13 protein-coding genes and 1 pseudogene are annotated in these 17,382 nt (G+C 57.8%); 11 read left to right on the forward strand and 3 right to left on the reverse strand.

All coding sequences use genetic code 11. The features are described 5' to 3' along the window. Positions 1-157: 157 nt before the first annotated feature. The 4 genes and pseudogenes from MOQ67_RS13585 to MOQ67_RS13600 all read left to right on the forward strand — a co-directional run bounded on the left by MOQ67_RS13585 (position 158) and on the right by MOQ67_RS13600 (position 6,412). On the forward strand, positions 158-4,543 hold the full coding sequence (locus MOQ67_RS13585; protein ID WP_198718732.1) for an RHS repeat-associated core domain-containing protein: 4,386 nt from the start codon (positions 158-160) through the stop codon (positions 4,541-4,543). Next, the gene (locus MOQ67_RS13590; protein ID WP_198718733.1) at positions 4,544-5,005 is read left to right on the forward strand and encodes a hypothetical protein; all 462 of its coding nucleotides are present in this window, start codon (positions 4,544-4,546) and stop codon (positions 5,003-5,005) included. A gap of 37 nt (positions 5,006-5,042) precedes the next feature. Beyond that, a pseudogene (locus MOQ67_RS13595) lies at positions 5,043-5,148 on the forward strand (RHS repeat-associated core domain-containing protein); the annotation flags it as partial. Positions 5,149-5,986: 838 nt separating this feature from the next. Then, entirely contained in the window at positions 5,987-6,412 is a 426-nt protein-coding gene (locus MOQ67_RS13600; RefSeq protein WP_046488501.1) for a DcrB-related protein, read from the forward strand. A 144-nt stretch (positions 6,413-6,556) separates the two neighbouring features. Here the strand turns inward: MOQ67_RS13600 and MOQ67_RS13605 are convergent, their stop codons facing one another. Together MOQ67_RS13605 and MOQ67_RS13610 are read right to left on the reverse strand one after the other, a co-directional pair. Continuing rightward, positions 6,557-8,140 (reverse strand): rhodanese homology domain-containing protein, encoded by a 1,584-nt coding sequence (locus MOQ67_RS13605; protein ID WP_198718109.1) that lies wholly within the window; start codon positions 8,138-8,140, stop codon positions 6,557-6,559. After that, positions 8,137-8,748 (reverse strand): cysteine dioxygenase family protein, encoded by a 612-nt coding sequence (locus MOQ67_RS13610; RefSeq protein ID WP_046383845.1) that lies wholly within the window; start codon positions 8,746-8,748, stop codon positions 8,137-8,139. Before MOQ67_RS13610 ends, MOQ67_RS13605 begins: the two co-directional genes overlap by 4 nt. A gap of 213 nt (positions 8,749-8,961) precedes the next feature. Here MOQ67_RS13610 and MOQ67_RS13615 point away from each other — a divergent pair, with 213 nt between their 5' ends. Both MOQ67_RS13615 and MOQ67_RS13620 read left to right on the forward strand, forming a co-directional pair. Continuing rightward, entirely contained in the window at positions 8,962-9,867 is a 906-nt protein-coding gene (locus tag MOQ67_RS13615) for a LysR family transcriptional regulator (RefSeq protein WP_198718110.1), read from the forward strand. Positions 9,868-9,989: 122 nt separating this feature from the next. Further along, entirely contained in the window at positions 9,990-10,610 is a 621-nt protein-coding gene (locus tag MOQ67_RS13620; RefSeq protein WP_046383843.1) for a hypothetical protein, read from the forward strand. Here the strand turns inward: MOQ67_RS13620 and MOQ67_RS13625 are convergent. Further along, complete coding sequence (locus MOQ67_RS13625) at positions 10,597-10,950, reverse strand: phosphomannomutase (protein WP_232591609.1); 354 nt, start codon at positions 10,948-10,950, stop codon at positions 10,597-10,599. The genes MOQ67_RS13620 and MOQ67_RS13625 overlap by 14 nt on opposite strands. Positions 10,951-11,193: 243 nt before the next feature. Here MOQ67_RS13625 and MOQ67_RS13630 point away from each other — a divergent pair, with 243 nt between their 5' ends. From MOQ67_RS13630 to MOQ67_RS13650, 5 genes are all read left to right on the forward strand, one after another. Then, positions 11,194-11,634, forward strand: coding sequence for a low molecular weight protein-tyrosine-phosphatase (locus MOQ67_RS13630; protein WP_173677819.1), 441 nt, complete (start codon positions 11,194-11,196; stop codon positions 11,632-11,634). Between the two features lie 220 nt (positions 11,635-11,854). Next, a complete protein-coding gene (locus MOQ67_RS13635; protein ID WP_198718112.1) occupies positions 11,855-14,077 on the forward strand; it encodes a polysaccharide biosynthesis tyrosine autokinase in 2,223 nt (740 codons plus the stop codon). Between the two features lie 73 nt (positions 14,078-14,150). Next, positions 14,151-15,488, forward strand: a complete 1,338-nt coding sequence (locus MOQ67_RS13640) for a UDP-glucose dehydrogenase family protein (RefSeq protein WP_046383840.1) — start codon at positions 14,151-14,153, stop codon at positions 15,486-15,488. Positions 15,489-15,496: 8 nt separating this feature from the next. Then, entirely contained in the window at positions 15,497-16,798 is a 1,302-nt protein-coding gene (locus MOQ67_RS13645) for a lipopolysaccharide biosynthesis protein (RefSeq protein ID WP_057004824.1), read from the forward strand. After that, entirely contained in the window at positions 16,788-17,381 is a 594-nt protein-coding gene (locus MOQ67_RS13650) for an acyltransferase (RefSeq protein ID WP_269432655.1), read from the forward strand. The genes MOQ67_RS13645 and MOQ67_RS13650 overlap by 11 nt, the downstream gene beginning before the upstream one ends. Position 17,382: the final 1 nt, after the last annotated feature.

Consider the following 17,382-nt stretch of genomic DNA (forward strand, 5'->3'; position numbering starts at 1 on the left):
AAAATAACTGATTATATTGTTTATGATTATTCCTTTGATGCATTTAGTTTGGCTGCTGATTCGGAGTATTCCTACGAGCGCATCGGAAAGTCTCACCTGAGCAAGGCAACCACCGCGTGATTTGATCCGGGTCTTTTTCAAACACGGATCGTTGCGCATGACTGACACGCCTTGGGCTGCCCGCGAGGGCGATGCGCTTCTGCACAGTTCCATGCTGGCCGACGTTTTAGGCGGCGTCCTGGAAATTGCCGCCAATGTGGCCGTGACCGCATTGGCGACAGCGGCGGTGGTTGCGGCGGCGGGTGTCACCGTGGCGACTGGCGGCCTCGGCTGCGTTGTACTCGGCGCCGTGGTGGGTGCGGTGGTCGGCGTCGGCATGAGCAAATCCGGCGCGGATAAAGGCCTTTCACGATTATGTGAGTATTTTGCCAATGCCCTGTTTCCTCCCGTCATCGACGCCTTCATCAGCAGCGGTTCGCCCAACGTATTCATCAACGGCAAACCCGCGGCGCGGGCGGCTGGCAAGATCTCGGATGTAATCGCGGCGCCAGAGGGTGAGCCTACTTATCTGGATATCGCTGAAGGCTTTTTCTCTCAGCTATGGCGCCCGACAGTCGCTACGCCAGCCTTGGGCGCCGTGCCTTGTCCTGGCGATAAAGTCGACTGCGATAAACACCCGCCGATGCCAGAGCAGTACATGGCCGAGGGTTCCAGTCGCGTATTTATCAACGGCCAGCCCGCCGTGCGCAGTGGGGATCGCAGCACCTGCGAGGCCAAGGTTGGGACGGCGCAGGTTTCGCCGAATGTAATCATCGGCGGCGCCCCGGTCGTCGTCCGCGAAATCCGCAGCGGCAAGACGCCCGGTGTCGGGCTGGCGGTGACGGCGCTGCTGACCTTGCGCGGCGGTGGCGCGAAGTTTTTCAGCAAGCTGCCGTGCATGGCGGTGAGCGGGCTGGTGTCGTGGGGCAGCAGCCAGGTGAGCAATGTCATTACCTCGGCGGTCGCCGGTTCGCCCAACCCGGTACACAGTGCCACGGGCGCGAAAATTCTCGACGGTGAAGACGACTTGGACTTCACCCTGCCTGGCCTGTTGCCGATCGAGTGGCAGCGCTACTACAGCAGTCGGGACGAACGCCGCGATGGCCTGTTCGGCGCCGGTTGGAGTGTGATCTACGAGGTTTTCGTCGAAATGCAGGGGCTTGCTGAGTGCGGCGAGCGCCTGATCTACACCGACGAGCAGGCCCGGCAGATTGACATGGGCGTCATCCCCCTGGGCGGTGCGGTGTTCAGCGCGGGCGAAGGCCTGAGCGTGCGGCGCCATGCCAACGGGCAGGTGCTGATTGAAAGCGTCGACGGTATTTATCGGCTGTTCGAACCAACGCCAGGCAACCCGTCGCACCTGCGCCTGGGCCAGCTGGGGGACCGCAATGACAACCGCATCCTCCTCGACTACGACGCCCAAGGTCGCCTGAGTCAGTTACACGATTCCTTCAATGATGTACGAATTGAACTGGGCTACAGCCGTCAATGGACCGGGCGCGTGGAACAGATCGAACGGCTGTTCCCGGATCAAAGCCGCGAAGTGTTAGCCAGCTATCACTACGATGCCGCTGGCGACCTGGCCGAAGTTCGCGATGCAATTGGGCATGTGCAGCGCCGCTTTGCCTACGACAGCGGCCAGCGCATGGTCGAGCACCAACGGCCCACCGGACTGCGTTGCTATTACCAGTGGGCCTGTGTGGAAGACGCCGAATGGCGCGTGGTCCGACACTGGACCGACGAAGGCGATGACTACCAGTTCGACTATGACCTACACGCTGGGATCACGCAGATTACCGATGGTTTGCAACGGGTCAGCACACGCCAATGGAATCCGCAGTACCAGATCACCGAGTACACCGACAACCTCGGCCAAACCTGGCAATTCGACTGGAATGACGAGCGCCAGTTGCTCGGCGCCACCGATCCTCAGGGCGGTCAGTGGACGTTCGGTTACGACGAGTCCGGCAACCTGTGCGAGACGCAAGATCCGTTGGGGCGGATCGAATCCACCTTGTGGTTGCAGCATTGGTCGCTGCCGTTGGTGGAAACCGATGCCGCCGGACAGGCTTGGCAATACCGGTACGACCCGCGCGGCAACTGCGTCAGCGAAATCGATCCACTTGGTCAGACAACGCGCTATCGATACGACCGCTTTGGCCAAGCAGTGGAAATCATCGACGCCACCGGCAAAAGTAAAAAGCTGCGCTGGAACCCGTTCGGGCAACTGGTCGAGCATGTCGATTGCTCAGGCTACCCCACGCGCTTTCGCTACGACGAGCGCGGCTATTTGCAGGTCATCACCGACGCCCTCGGCGAGCGCACTCAATTTGGCTACAACGCTCAAGGACGCTTGCTCAGCAGCCAACTGCCGGACGGGCGCACCGAGCAGTATCAGCGCGATGCCAGCGGTCAGTTGGTGGGCTATACCGACCCCGCCGGTCACACCACGCTCTACCAGCACAACCGTCGCGGCCAGGTACGCCAGCGCACCGACGCCCATGGACGACAGGTGCAATTCAGCTATGACAGCTATGGGCGGCTGCAAGCGCTGGTCAACGAGAACGGCGAAAGCTATCGGTTCGCGTGGGATGCCGGGGATCGGCTGACCCAACAACAAGACCTCGACGGCAGCGCCAAGCGCTACACCTATGACCTGCTGGATAACATCACGGCGGTGACCGCCGTTGCGGCGACTTATGGCAATGACTTGGCGATAGTTCCCGAGGAGCCACCGGCCCCCATCATTCATCGGCTGGAGCGCGATGCGGTTGGCCGGTTGATTGCCAAGACCACCGACGATGGCCGCACCGACTACAGCTACGATGCGGTGGACCAGCTAACCGCCGTCACCTTCACCGACTTGCAGGGCAATACCCAGGCTCTTGGTTTCGCTTACGACGTCCTTGGCCAGTTGCTTGCCGAACAGAGTTCGGCGGGCAATCTGCACCACCACTACGACGAACTCGGCAACCTGATCCAGACGCAACTACCGGACGGCCGCTGGCTCAATCGCCTGTACTACGGCAGCGGCCACCTGCACCAGATCAACCTCGACGGCCAGGTCATCAGCGACTTCGAGCGCGACCGCCTGCACCGCGAAGTGCTGCGCACCCAAGGCCAACTCAGCACCCGCAGCGAATACGACCGCAGCGGCCGCCTGCGCCAGCGCAAACGCAGCCCCACCGGCCAGCCCTGGCAACTGCCGCCGACCCACCAAAAGAACTTCGAATACGACCCGGCCGACAACCTGATCGGCCGCCGGGAAGGGAGCCAGCACCAGTTACTGCATTACGACGCGACCGCTCGAATCATCGCCAGCCAGGACAACGTAAAAGGCCAGCGCGAAACCTTCGTCTACGACGCGGCCGCCAACCTGCTCGACGGCCCGCAAACCTCTGGCGGCTTGGTGCGCCATAACCGATTGCTGACCTATCAGGACAAGCGTTACCGCTACGACGGCTTTGGCCGAATGATCGAAAAGCGCAGCGCTGCGCGAGGTGTGCAGCATTTCGCCTACGACGCCGAAAGTCGGCTGATAGAAGTACGCAGCCAGAGAAACGGGCGAGAAACGGTCGTGAACATGACCTACGACCCGCTCGGTCGACGTATCACCAAAACCGAACACGACAGCCGGGGTTATGCGCTGGGAGAAACCCGATTCACCTGGGATGGCCTGCGTCTGTTGCAGGAGCATAAACACAGCCAGACCAGCCTTTACGTCTACGCAGACGAAGGCTACGAACCCTTAGCGCGAGTCGACGGCATCGGCCCGCTGCAAAAAATCCGCTACTACCACAACGACCTCAACGGCTTGCCGGAACAATTGACCGAAGGCGACGGGCACAACGTCTGGCGCGCGACTTATCGGGTGTGGGGCAATACGCTGGAGGAGGTGCGTGAGCCTTATTACATCGAAGAACAGAACCTGCGGTTTCAGGGGCAGTATCTGGATCGGGAGACGGGGCTGCATTTCAATACGTTCAGGTTTTATGATCCGGATGTGGGGCGGTTTACGACGCCTGATCCGATTGGGTTGATGGGTGGGGTTAACTTATACGTATATGCACCAAACCCTTTTGGATATGTCGACCCTATAGGATTAAACTGTGGCTCATCGAAGGGTTTTTCCAGGAAATCTACGATAGCCAAACGCTGGATTGATAAGTTGACAGGCAAGAAATCTGCTGACCTTGACGGCTATCTAAGCACTCGTGGCTGGACTAAAAGTTATCCTCAAGCTGGCAGACCTGATGCCATTCAGCACGTTCAATTTTCTCGAACTACAAAATCCGGGTCCATGTATAAGCTGGATTATCACCCGGGTGGAAATAAAAGCCAAAAAAATATTCACGGTAACGACTACTGGAAGATTTATAAAGTAAATAAATCGGGGGAAGATGTGGTTTTTGGCCGAATCGGTCACGGGGGATTTAAAAATTACGATTTAATCAAAGATTCTCCAGTCTATGTCGATGGCGCACTAATGAACGGGAGTTTATAAATGATTGACTTCAATGCTGAAATAAAATCCGGGGAGTCTCTCGCAAACATTGTACTCGATAGCAATGTTTCTATTTACCTTAAAGAGCTGCATAAGCATCATGAGGTCGTAGTTAAAAACTATACTTTGCCTGATAATGAAATCAGGACGGCTTATTGGGTGGATAATACAATAACTATTACCACCAAGGCTGACGGTGCTATATGTTCGCTGGGTTGCAATAAAAACTATAAGGGTACGTACCGGAAAACATTCAGGACTGGCATGTTTTTTTATGAAATAGCTGAGCTATCAAAAAGACAACGCATTTTCAATGGCTCCCTCATCCTAGAGGAAGACTTCGGTATTTCATACGTAATACCTTCACCTTTCGATGAAATTGCCGACAGTATTCAAGATATCCCCGCAAATCTAAGATTAGATGAGATCTATATTTCTGATTTTTCCTCATGGGTAAAATAGTGTGTACGATCGGCCAGGTAAATTATTGACTTCTAGGGGGCGGTTTACGACGCCGGATCCGATTGGCTTGGCGGGGGGGCTAAATCTATACCAATTCGCGCCTAACCCGATTGAATGGGTAGACCCTCTCGGGTTAACTTGCATTAAAGCCCTTAATGGAGGGAAAAACATTTCTAAAAAGTGGGCGAGCAAGCTTTTCGGCAAAACGCCTCAGCAAGTTGAAATGTCGTTATTGAAAAAAGGCTATACCAAAAGCATCACAAATTTTAACACCAACAAGACTCAGCAGACGCAGTTTACTAGGATCACAAAATCCGGAAACAAAGATGTCCCGGACTACCATCCGGGTATTGTAAGGTGTACCGAAATGGGGAAGTCCAAGGACGCGTAGCCCCAACAGATTTTGTAAAATACGAAAAAATTGTCGATAGCCCAGTTTTTTTAGGCAGGGCATTAGTGAACGCTCCGAAATAGAGGTGGTTATGAATTTGACTAACGCAATAGTACCAAAAGTTTCGAACGGTGGAATAACCATTGGAGAAAGCATTGCACAAGTACAAGCACGTCTGTCAGATAAGTACAAAACCCATAACAGCCCCAATTCGTTCACCATCGACAACGGGTTTGTTGCTGCGTATCAGGTGTATGATTTTTAGACTCAATATCCATCAGTACACACCTAATCCATTCATGTGGATTGACCCCTGGGGTCTTGAAACCTGCTATCAGAAGAGAACGAAAAGTGAAATCAAGAAGATGCGTGCCAACCTTGGAAAAAAGGCGGAGCTAAGGAAAAGTATCTGAAGAAAGTGGCAAAAGATCCAAAATTGCTTAAAAAACATGGCCGGGCAGGGGTAGATAGAATGACAAAAGGCCAAGTCCCTGATGGCTTTGACGTGCATCATAAAAATCCGAATTGATATTACTGCCAACTCGATATCGCCCAAGCCAATCTACTACTGACAGGCAGAGCAACCCACCATGACCTATCGACTCAACGAACTGCAATTCACGCTGCCCACTGATGATGTCCAAGACTCATCCATCAACATTCTGAAATTCGCCGACCTGAGCACTTCATTGATCATCACCCGTGCCGTGCTCGCTGATGGAGAAACCCTGCGCAGTAACTTTACAGAGCAACTGAAAAAGCTTGAGCAGCAGGTTCAGGAACTACGCTACCAACCACTGCAAAATGTTCGCGTCGGTGCCAGGCAAGATGTTGACGCCCTCGAGGTCCACAACCAGTTCAGCAGAGGTGGCGAACGCATTTATCAGTATCAGTTAGGGCTGATCGTACCTGGCACTCGCCAACTGCTTGCCCTGAGTTACATCAAGGCCCAGCCCATGGGCGACCTCGAAAACGCACAGTGGACGGGCCTGAAAAACACACTGGTGCTTAACTAACAACCTACAAGCCGTTCTTCCATGTCGACGCACATTTGGCGGCTCGCCCGGACATCAACGTCGACGGCGCGTCATCAGCGATTTCGAATGCGGCCGCGTCTGCCTATGCACACGCAGCCAGCGTAGCCCGCGCTGATGGCAGACTCAGATCACATAAAACCCATGTGTCCCATCCCGAGCCAATTGCTCCACCAGCCCGAACTCCCAATCCAGATAGGCCTGCATGGCTTCCTTGGGATTGTCGGTGCCTTCATACGGCCGGCGGTAGCGGTCGATGCGCGGCGAGGCCAGGCGGGTTTCACCTGCTTCCAGCGGCAGTTGGGCGGCGATCCAGCCGGCGGTGCCGTCTTGCAGCAGAAACACGTGTTTGCCGGTGAGGGCTTCGACTTCGGCCACGGCCAGGCGTGCCAGTTGGCTGCTGCCGCAGGTCAGGACGTAGCGCTCGGCGTTCGGCACCTTGGCCAGGGCTTGCGGCAGTTGCGCGCGCAGGGACCACCAGGCGCCGGGGATGTGGCGCTTGACGTAGTTGGCGCTGGCGGTGAAGTCCAGCACCACGGTGTCGCCATGGGCCTGCCACTCGGCCAGGGTTTGCGGGCTGATCAGTTCGGCCTGGGGCGCGGCGGGCACCGGGGCGACCCAGGCGCCGGTTTCACTGAAGTGTGCCGGTTGCAGGTCATCCAGCACATGCACTTCCCAGCCCAGTTGGGCCAGCCAGGATGCAGACATATTCGCCCGCACGCCGTCGTCATCGGCCAGCACCAATCGCGCACCGCGCACGCTGGCGACATGGTCGGTTTCCTGGACCAGTTGGCCGCCCGGGGTGGAACGGGCGCCGAGCAGGTGGCCGGTGTCGAATTCTTCCGGGGTGCGTACATCGAACAGGTAGGTGGTACGCGTCGTGTCCTGTTGCCAGCGTTGCAGGTCGGCCAGGCTTGCGCGGCCGACGCGGGCGCGGTCGGCCACTCGGCGTGCATCCTGGGCGGCGAGTTGGCGGTGGGCTTCGCCGGTCGGCGCAAAGCGGCGCGACTGGCCGTGGGCGAGTGTCTGCCCGGCCAGGGTCCAGCCGATGGTGCCATTGCGCAGGGCCGACACGGGGTTGGCTACGCCGGCATTGATCAGCGACTGGGTGCCGATAATGCTGCGGGTGCGTCCGGCGCAGTTGACGATGATGCGGGTGGCCGGGTCGGGCGCCAGCTCACGGGCGCGCAACAACAGCTCGGCGCCGGGCACGCTGATGCCGGTGGGGATGCTCATGGTCTGGTATTCGTCGAAGCGGCGGGCGTCGAGCACCACCACATCGGCCTGGCTGTCGAGCAGGGCCTGCACCTCTTCGGCAGCCAGGGACGGCGTGTGGCGCTCACTCTCCACCAGCTCGCCGAAGGCCTTGCTCGGCACGTTGACGTCGATAAACAGCTCGCCACCGGCGTTGCGCCAACCGTCCAGGCCGCCCTCCAACAGGCTGACTGCGGTGTAGCCCAGCGCAACCAGGCGTTCGGCGGCGCGGCTGGCGAGCCCTTCGCCGTTGTCGTAGACCGTCACCTGGGTATTGCGCCGCGGGATGCGCGAGTACACCTCCAGTTCCAGCTTGGACAGCGGGATGTTCGCGGCGAACAGCGGGTGGGATTCGGCAAACGGCGCTTCTTCGCGCACGTCCACCAGGGCGACTTCTTCGCGGTCCAACAGAGCCTGGCGAATCTGGGCAAAGCTGCGGTGCGATACGGTGCTCATAGGGCAGGGCTCTTTTCTTTGGACAAGTCCCAGATGTTCGGGAGAAAGGCGTTGGAATAACCGGAGATAAACAGCTTCTCGCTGCCGTCAGGCTGGTACACCGCGCGGCGCACGGCACCGATATTGGCGCCGTACACATGAATGCTGATCGACACCTGATCGGGGTGAGCATTGCTGACCTGATGGATATCGCCGACCTTGGGCGACACGGCCTCGACCTGGCCCGGCACCAGTTGGATCGGCTGGCCCGCGGCGACCAGGCGCCCGTCGGTGGCGCGCGCGAAGCCTTGGGAGAATTCCGAACCGCGCAGCATGCCGATCAGGCCCCAGACCCGATGGTCATGAATCGGCGTGCTTTGCCCCGGCCCCCATACAAAACTGACGATGCTGAAGCGCTGGCGCGAATCGGCATGCAGCAAAAATTGCTGGTAGCGCTCGGGGTCGGGTTGGGCGTATTCGTCGGGGAGCCAGTCGTCATGGCTGACCAGTTGCGCGAGCAGCTTGCCGCCACGGTGCAACAGGTCGCCTTCGCGTGGATTAGCGTCAATCAATTCCGCCAGGGCGCCTATGAAGGCCCTGAGTCTTTCGGGGTGCTTGGCCTGGGTCATGACACTTCCATCGGCTACTGTTGATCGGTTTATCTAAGCATAATGTTTGTAGTTAATATGCTATTTTTTAATGATTAGCTTATAGCCGAAGGTGATTTAGAACTGCTCTGCATCGTGTTAGGCGTTATCGAACGCAGCCCGGGCTATCCAGAAAACGTGCCTGCAACTATGCTTCGCACACATCTTAATGACTGTTTTCTATGTGCGGCCCAAATGAAAATTGACGATATCGATGCTTTTGTCGAAGTGATTCGGTGCCAGTCCATCAGCCATGCCGCCGAGTCGTTGCAACTGACCCAGCCGGCCATCACCCGCCGTGTGCAGAACTTCGAGCAGGCGTTGGGCGTGGAGCTGTTCGACCGCAACACCAAGCCCCTCAAGCCTACGCTGATCGGCACGCGCGTCTATGAGCAGTGCCGGCTGATCCTGCGTGAGATGGATGCCCTGCGCGAACTGGTGGCCACCGATGCGCCGCCCACCGGGCTGTTGCGCCTCGGTGTGCCGCAAACCATCGGCGACGTGGTGCTGCTCGATGCGCTCAAGCACTTGCGCACCGAATACCCTGACCTGCGCGCCCAGGTAGCCACTGGCTGGGGCAGCCAATTGGTCGGCAAGATCGAACGCGGCGAGCTGGATGCGGCGGCGGCGTTGTTCCCGGCGGGCAAGATTTTCCCGGACAACGTGGTGGGTGAATCCATCGGCAAGATGGAGTTGGTGGTGGTCTGCGCCAAGGCACAGTTGCCGAAGAAACCGTGCAAGCTGGCCGATGTGTACCAGAACGGCTGGATCCTCAACCCGGACGGCTGCGGCTTCCGTGCCGGCTTGCAACGCACCTTGTCCGATCAGGGCCTGGCGTTGCGGGTGAACCTGGAAACCTTCGGCACCGAGCTGCAACTGGGCCTGGTGGCGGACGGCCTGGGCCTGGGCCTGATGCCGCGCCCGTTGCTGGAGCGTAGCGCCCACCGCGAGCAACTGGCAGTGATGCCGCTCAAGGACTTCAAGCCGGTGATGAACCTGTGGCTGATCTACCCGCACTTCCTCGGTAACCTGCAAGGGCCGGTGGATGCGTTCGGCAAGTGGGTGGCGGACGCCTTGCACAAGATCCGCAACGCCGCTTGACCCCTGTGGGCGTGTAGGGGCGCGGGCGGCAAGGGCTTTAACCTGACCGTAGATAACGTTGTGTTTTCCCTGGGCCTGAGGTCTGATGGGCGCGGAAAATTGCTGGGTCAGGTGGGTCACTCATGCGCGAAGAACTCGCACACTATGGCGGTATTACCGTCATGATTCCGGCCGCGCTGGTCATCGCTGTGTGGCTGCGCTATTCGTCGCCGCGGGCGCTCAAGGGATGGCTCATCACCGTCGCTTGCACTTATTCAATCGTGGCGTTCAGCAAGTTGCTGTTCAAGGGCTGGGGCGTTTCGTTTCAACACCTTGATATTGCCGTGCTCAGTGGCCACGCCATGAACACATGCCTGGTGGTCACCGTGGCAATGAGTTTGGTGGCGCGCCAGTTCAACCCGGCCTTGCGCTGGCCCGCGGCGCTCGCCGGATTGATCGCCACCGGTTGGTTCAGTGCTTATTGTGTCGCGCCGTACATCCACCCTCTGAACGAGGCGCTGGCGGGCGGGTTATTGGGCGCGGTGGCCGCGCTGACGTTCTTGTGGCGAATAGATGTCGCGCAGGTCAATGTGTCGCCATCGCTGATCGGCGCTGGGGCAGTGGTCGTGTTATTGAGTGCGCTGGTGCCCAAGTACAACGCCGAGAACCTGCTTAACCATGTCGCCGTCAGCGTCTCCGGGGCGTCACGCGCCCATCAGGAGCCCGCGTGGCGCGTCGGCTCCGGGCCGATCAAGGCGCAATGAGTGGAGGCGTGTCTTGAACGGGCATACCGGTTGATGGGCGTCCCTCGGTGCTGAAGATGTTCGCCAGCAGCTCGTCGGTCTTGGTTTGCATGAAATGGCGGTCGCCACGGCTCTCTACGCACAGGCAGACGGACAGGGCATTACTGACTTGCAACTTGAAGCGCCAGTCGGCGAAGACCATGGACAGCCCGGAACCGGATTCGTCGAAGTCTAAAGAGTTGCTGGCATATAACATGTGCATTCGCTCAACCACCGTTGTCGAGTTGTCGACATTGACATGAATGTTTCCCGAAGACGGGAACAGGCCAATACGCTCTACCAGTAACTTTGAACTTTTCATGGCCGTGCCTCGTTGCTGTGCTCGGTGGGCACTTTATTATGAAGAGGCGCAAAAGTAAGGGAATGTTATTTTTAGTCGGTCAATAGGCAATTATGTTATTTATTGTCCGGCTGAAGAGATGGTCGAAACTTATTGCCTGTGAACATAATTGCCTGGCTTGTTTCAGGGTGCTATTGGCTGGCGTTGATGTTATTTATTCTTTGCTTTGGCTCATGAGTACTTTGCGGCGCGTGGGAGATGGCGGTGTTTAATAAGATTTTGATTGTGTGTGTCGGCAATATTTGTCGCAGCCCCATGGCGGAAAATCTACTGCGTGCCGCACTTGCTTCCAGCGATATACAGGTGAGTTCGGCGGGGTTGGCGGCGCTGCATCAACACCCGCTGGAAGCCACGGCTTCGCGGGTACTGGAAGAACACGGGCATGCTTTTCAGCCCCACCAGGCACGGCAATTGACGAGCGGGGCGGTGAGTGAAGCGGACCTGATTCTTGTGATGGAACAGTGGCAGATCGAGGAGGTGCTCAAACTCGCGCCGGTGGCTCGGGGCAAAGTATTCCTGCTGGGCAAGTGGCAGTGCAATAGAGAAATCAAAGACCCTTACCGCCAAGGCAAACCTGCATTTCTACAAGCGTATGGCTTGATTGAAGAAGCGACGGGTGCGTGGGCGCAGTTGTTGGCGGGTTGAGGTTGTTTGAATGTTATTTAAGGTCGGACATGATCGCTTGAACCCTCTACTGGAATATTGGGAAAGTGACTCGTGAATTGAGCGTCAAGTGTTGAGAAGATTGTGTTGTCAGGCTCTAGTGAGCGTTTGTGTGTCGAGTATAGCCGTTGTACGTGCATGGAGCCGGGCGTCTTGCACCCTGTGCCATTCCTAGACTATCTGTAAGAAAAAGAACTGACTTATGCAATCAGCAACTGCGGTAACTTCACACCATTCGGATGACACTGATTTAGACTTTATGGCGCTGGTGGGTACTCTACTGGATCATAAATGGCTGATCGGTGGAATCAGTATTGCCTTTATGGCCCTTGGCGCGGCCTATTCGGTATTGACGCCGCCGATCTATCAAGCGACCGCGTTAGTTCAGGTCGAACCGAAGAAGGGCGACATGCTGGGCTTCTCGGATGTCGGCAGCCTGCTCGGTAAAGAATCGCCGACGGTGACCGAAATCGAACTCATCCGCTCGCGGATCACCATCGGGACCGCCGTCGATAACCTGAACCTGGACCTTGACGTCAAACCCAAGCGTTTCCCATTGCTGGGGGACTTTATTGCCCGTCGTTTCAAACCCACCGAACAGGAGGCAGTGGCTGCACCGTGGTTGGGGTTGAGCAGCTTTGCCTGGGGTGGTGAGGAGCTGAAGTTTTCCGAGCTGCGCCTTCCCACCAAACTGCTGGGCCAGGAGCTGACGTTGACCGCCGGCAATGGCGGCAGCTTCACGCTGTCGGACCAGGACGAGGCTGTTTTGCTTGAGGGCCAAGTGGGGCGCGCCTACGACAGCAATGGCATCAAGCTGCGTGTCGAACAGCTTCGGGCCAACCCCGGCGCCACTTTCAGCGTGGTCCGTTCACCGCGCCTGAGCACCATTTTGCGCTATCAGAAATTGCTGGATGTGGCTGAACGCGGCAAGGAATCGGGGATTATCGGGCTGGCCCTGGAAAGCCCGCGACCTGCCGACGCGATTCAAGTGCTCAATGAGGTCGCACGCATCTATGTGCGGCAAAACATTGACCGCACCTCGGCAGAAGCCGCGCAAAGCCTGGCGTTTCTCAAGGGTCAGTTGCCGCAAGTGCGCAAGGATGTCGAGCAGGCGGAAGCGGCGTTGAATCAATTTCAGATCCGCAACAAGACCATCGATATCAGCCTGGAAGCGAAAGCCATCCTGGATCAGATCGTCGCGTTGGATGCCAGCATCTCCGAACTCAAGATGCAGCAGGCGGAAATAGAGCGCAAGTTCACCCCTCAGCATCCCGTGTACCGGGCGTTACTGACTCAATTGGCAGAGCTGACCGAGCGCCAGAATGAGTTGGCCAAGAAGGTCGAGAGCCTGCCCACCACCCAGCAGGAGCTGCTGAGCCTGACCCGCGATTTGAAGGTCAGCACCGAGATCTACACGCTGCTGCTGAACAAGTATCAAGAGTTGGACGTGATGCGCGCCGGCACCGTGGGCAATGTGCGGCTCATCGATACCGCCGATGTTGATTTGCGAAGCCCGGTCAGGCCGCAGAAAGCGCTGATCATCGTGATTGCGACACTGCTCGGTGCCTTTATCGCGATCGCATTGGTGATGTTCCGCAAAGCGCTCAACCGCGGTGTTACCAACCCGAATGACCTGGAAAAGCTCGGCTTGCCGGTCTATGCCGCGATCCCGTTCAGCACGATACAAAAAGAGCTGGATCAAAAAACCTTTCGTAAAGACCAGCTCGGTGGCGCACGACTGTTGGCCATGACTCACCCCTCGGACCCAGCGATCGAAGGCTTGCGCAGCCTGCGTACCAGCTTGCATTTCGCCATGCTGGAAGCCGCTAACAATCGCCTGATGATCTCCGGGCCGAGCCCGCAGGTCGGCAAGACATTTGTGTCGGCGAACCTGGCGGCGGTGGTTGCCCATTCAGGGCAGCGGGTGTTGTTGGTCGACGTGGACATGCGCAAAGGCTATTTGCACAAGGTCTTCGGCGTATCGGTTGAAAACGGCTTGTCTGACGTGCTGGCCAAAAACTGCGAACTCACCGCAGCCATCCACCACACGGCCGTGGACAACCTCCACTTCCTCGGGCGCGGGCAAGTACCGCCGAACCCCTCTGAACTATTGATGCACGCCAATTTCAGCGCGTTCCTCGAACAGGTCAGCGCGCTGTATGACCTGGTGATTCTGGATACCCCGCCGTTTCTCGCGGTGACGGACGCAACCATCGTGGGGCGTCAGTCGGGCACCAACCTGATCGTGGCTCGCTTCGAAGTGAACTCCGTGCGTGAAGTGGAGTTGACGATGCGTCGCTATCAGCAAAGTGGCATCGAGCTCAAAGGCGCGATTTTCAATGGCATCGAAAAACGCTCATCCGCCAAATACGGCTATGGCGCCTACAGCTATTACAACTACGACTACAAGTCAGACAGCGTTTGATCTTGCGCTACCGGCAATCGACGTCCAACGAGCAGCCTTTTTACCACTGGCCGCAGGTTCAAAGAGAAACGCTATGAAAGTTACAGTTTTTGGCATCGGTTATGTCGGCCTGGTCCAGGCCGCGGTACTTGCTGACGTCGGTCACGACGTGCTTTGCATCGACATCGACGTTTCGAAGGTCGAACGTCTCAATCAGGGGCATATTCCGATCTATGAACCTGGCCTGGAGGCGCTGGTCAGGGATAACCGTGCTGCCGGTCGCCTGAACTTCACCGCCGATGGCGTGGCCGCGGTCAAGCATGGCGAAGTGCAGTTTATCGCCGTGGGTACGCCTCCCGACGAAGACGGTTCCGCGGACCTCAAGTACGTGCTGGCGGTGGCTGAAACCATCGGTCTGCATATGGACGCGGCGCTGACGATCATCGACAAATCCACCGTCCCGGTGGGCACGGCCGATAAGGTCAGCGCGCGTATCGCGGCCATGCTGGCTCAGCGCGACCGCAGCGATTTGAGCTTCGAGGTGGTGTCCAACCCGGAGTTTCTCAAGGAAGGCTGTGCGGTTGCCGATTGCACACGGCCAGACCGCATTGTCATCGGCACGGCCAGTCCACAGGCCGAAGCGGTCATGCGCGAGCTGTATGCGCCGTTCAATCGCAATCACGACCGAATCATCGTGATGGATGTACGCAGCGCCGAGCTGACGAAGTACGCAGCCAACTGCCTGCTCGCCACCAAGATCAGTTTCATGAACGAGATGGCCAACCTGGCCGAGCGCTTGGGCGCCGATATCGAGATGGTTCGCCAGGGGATCGGCTCCGACCCGCGCATCGGCTATCAATTTCTTTACGCGGGCGTCGGTTACGGCGGCTCGTGCTTCCCCAAAGATGTCCAGGCGTTGATCCAGACCGCCGACGGCATCGACTTCGATGCCACGCTGCTCAAGGCCGTGGAACGGCGTAATGCCGAACAGAAACAGACGCTGTTCAACAAGCTTTCCAGTCGCTTCAACGGCGAGCTGGCGGGTAAGACCTTTGCGCTCTGGGGGCTGAGTTTCAAACCCAACACCGATGACATGCGCGAAGCACCCAGCCGGGTGCTGATGGAGGCCTTGTGGCGCGCGGGTGCCAAGGTGCAGGCCTATGACCCGGAAGCCATGGAAGAAACCCAGCGCATTTATGGCGACCGCGACGACTTGCGCTTGTGCGGCACCCAGGAGGCAGCCCTCAAAGGTGCGGATGCGTTGATGATCGTCACCGAGTGGCAGGCATTCAAGGCGCCGGATTTCAACGTGATCAAACGGCAACTCAAACAGCCGTTGATTTTTGACGGACGCAACCTGTTCGATCCCGGCAGCGTGCTGAAGAAAGGCATTGAGTACATTTCCATTGGGCGACCTCTCAATACGGTATAGGTCCTCCCATGAGTGTGCTTAAAAGAGTCGTCAACGGCATTGGCGCCAACTCGTTTGGTCAGGTGGTCAATCTGCTGATCCAACTGGTGAGTGTCCCGGTCCTTATCGCCAGTTGGGGGTTTGGCGCCTACAGCGAATGGGTCGTGTTGTCCGCGATCCCCACCTACCTGGCGTTATCCGACCTGGGGGTAACCACCGCCGCCTCGAGCAAGGTGGTGATATGGCATGAGCGAGGCCGGTTGAAGGTTGCCAGTGCGGTCTACAGCACCAGCTTTGCGTTTTTACTGTTGGTGGGGGTTAGCGTGTTATTGCTGGCTGTTGGCTCTCTGGCGTTTTTCGACCTGTTCAGCCTGCTCAATCTCAAGTCCATCCGGAGCGGCGATGGGGTGTTGATCCTTTCGGCGTTGACTGGGTATTCGTTGCTGTGCCTGCTGACCAACATGGTTTCGATACGTTACCGCGCATCCAAGGCGCTGCCTTTGTCGTCCTTCATCATGAACGTGATCAGGATGCTGGAATGGTCGGCCGCCTTACTGTGCGCGTATCTCACCCATAGCCTGGTTGCCACCAGCCTGGCGCTGTTGATCGTCCGTTCGAGCGGAATTGTGGTCAAGAATCTGCTGGCCGACCGGCTGGGTATCAGTTTGCGCTTCGATCCTTCGGTGGTCGGGAAGCGGGCGTTCATCACCTTGATCAGACCCTCGCTGGCGTCTTTGGCCTTTCCGATCGGGCTGGCGCTGAATGTTCAAGGGCTGACGATTTTGTTGTCGATACTGCTGTCACCGGCCCATGCCGCGATATTCGGTCTTTACCGAACGATCTCAAGGGTGTTGGTGCAGTTTTCCACGGTGGTGAATCAGTCGATCTGGCCGGAAATCTCTTATGCATTCTCCGTCGGTGACAACCAGTTGGTCAGGAAAATGATTCGTTATGCGCTGAGGTTTTCACTGCCCATTGCCTGTGTGATGGGTGCGCTGATCGTGGTATTCGGCGGGTCGATATTCGATGTCTGGTCGGGCAGAAAGGCGGATTACTCGGCTACCGTCATGCTGGTACTGATTGTCGGCGCACTGACGCATGTGGCGTGGCAGGTTTACTGGGTGGCCATGATGGCAACCGCTTCCTACTCGGCGTTTGCCGTGGTGTTCATGTTGGTGTCGATGGTCAGTGTGCTCGCGGTTTTTTGCCTGGCTCAAGACTTCGGACTGCTGGGTGTCTGTTATGTGCTGGTGGCCACGGAAGGGGTGTTGTTCTGCTTTGCCAAACGCGGGTTTTATCGTCTTGAACAGAGGATGGCCCGTGTTAATTAATTACCTGTTCCAGCACCGGCTGAAGGTGAGCCCGTTCAAGCTCGTCGGGTTGAAATACCTGGCCAAGCGTGCGCTGCTGCTCAGCCGATTGCTCCAGGCCAACCACCGCCAGTGCCGGCTGCGCCGACAGGGCGCGACCATCGGTGCGCTGGTGATGATCAACGATGCGGAGTTTGAAGGCGCCGTCGGCCGTTTCAGCATCGGCGCGGGCAGTTTTATCGGCAAGCGCACGTTTATCCAATTGCACGCCCCCGTGAAGGTTGGCGGGCATGTTGCGATCAATGACGGTGTGCGAATCCTGACGGGCACGCACGGCGTGGACGATCCCGCTTGGCGGTTGAAGGTCGCGCCGGTGGTGATTGGCGATTACGCGTGGATTGCCACGGGCGCGATCATCTTGCCGGGGGTGACCATCGGTGAAGGCGCCGTGGTCGGTGCGGGCAGTGTCGTTGCCCGCGATGTAGCGCCTTTCACGATCGTCGCCGGTAACCCGGCGGTCGCGATCAAACGTCGCGCCGAGTGCGCGTTCACCTACAGCCCGGTCAGGTCGAGTGCCGTGGTTGAAGCCTGGATGGGTAAATAAG

Source organism: Pseudomonas sp. LY-1 (assembly GCF_053502595.1).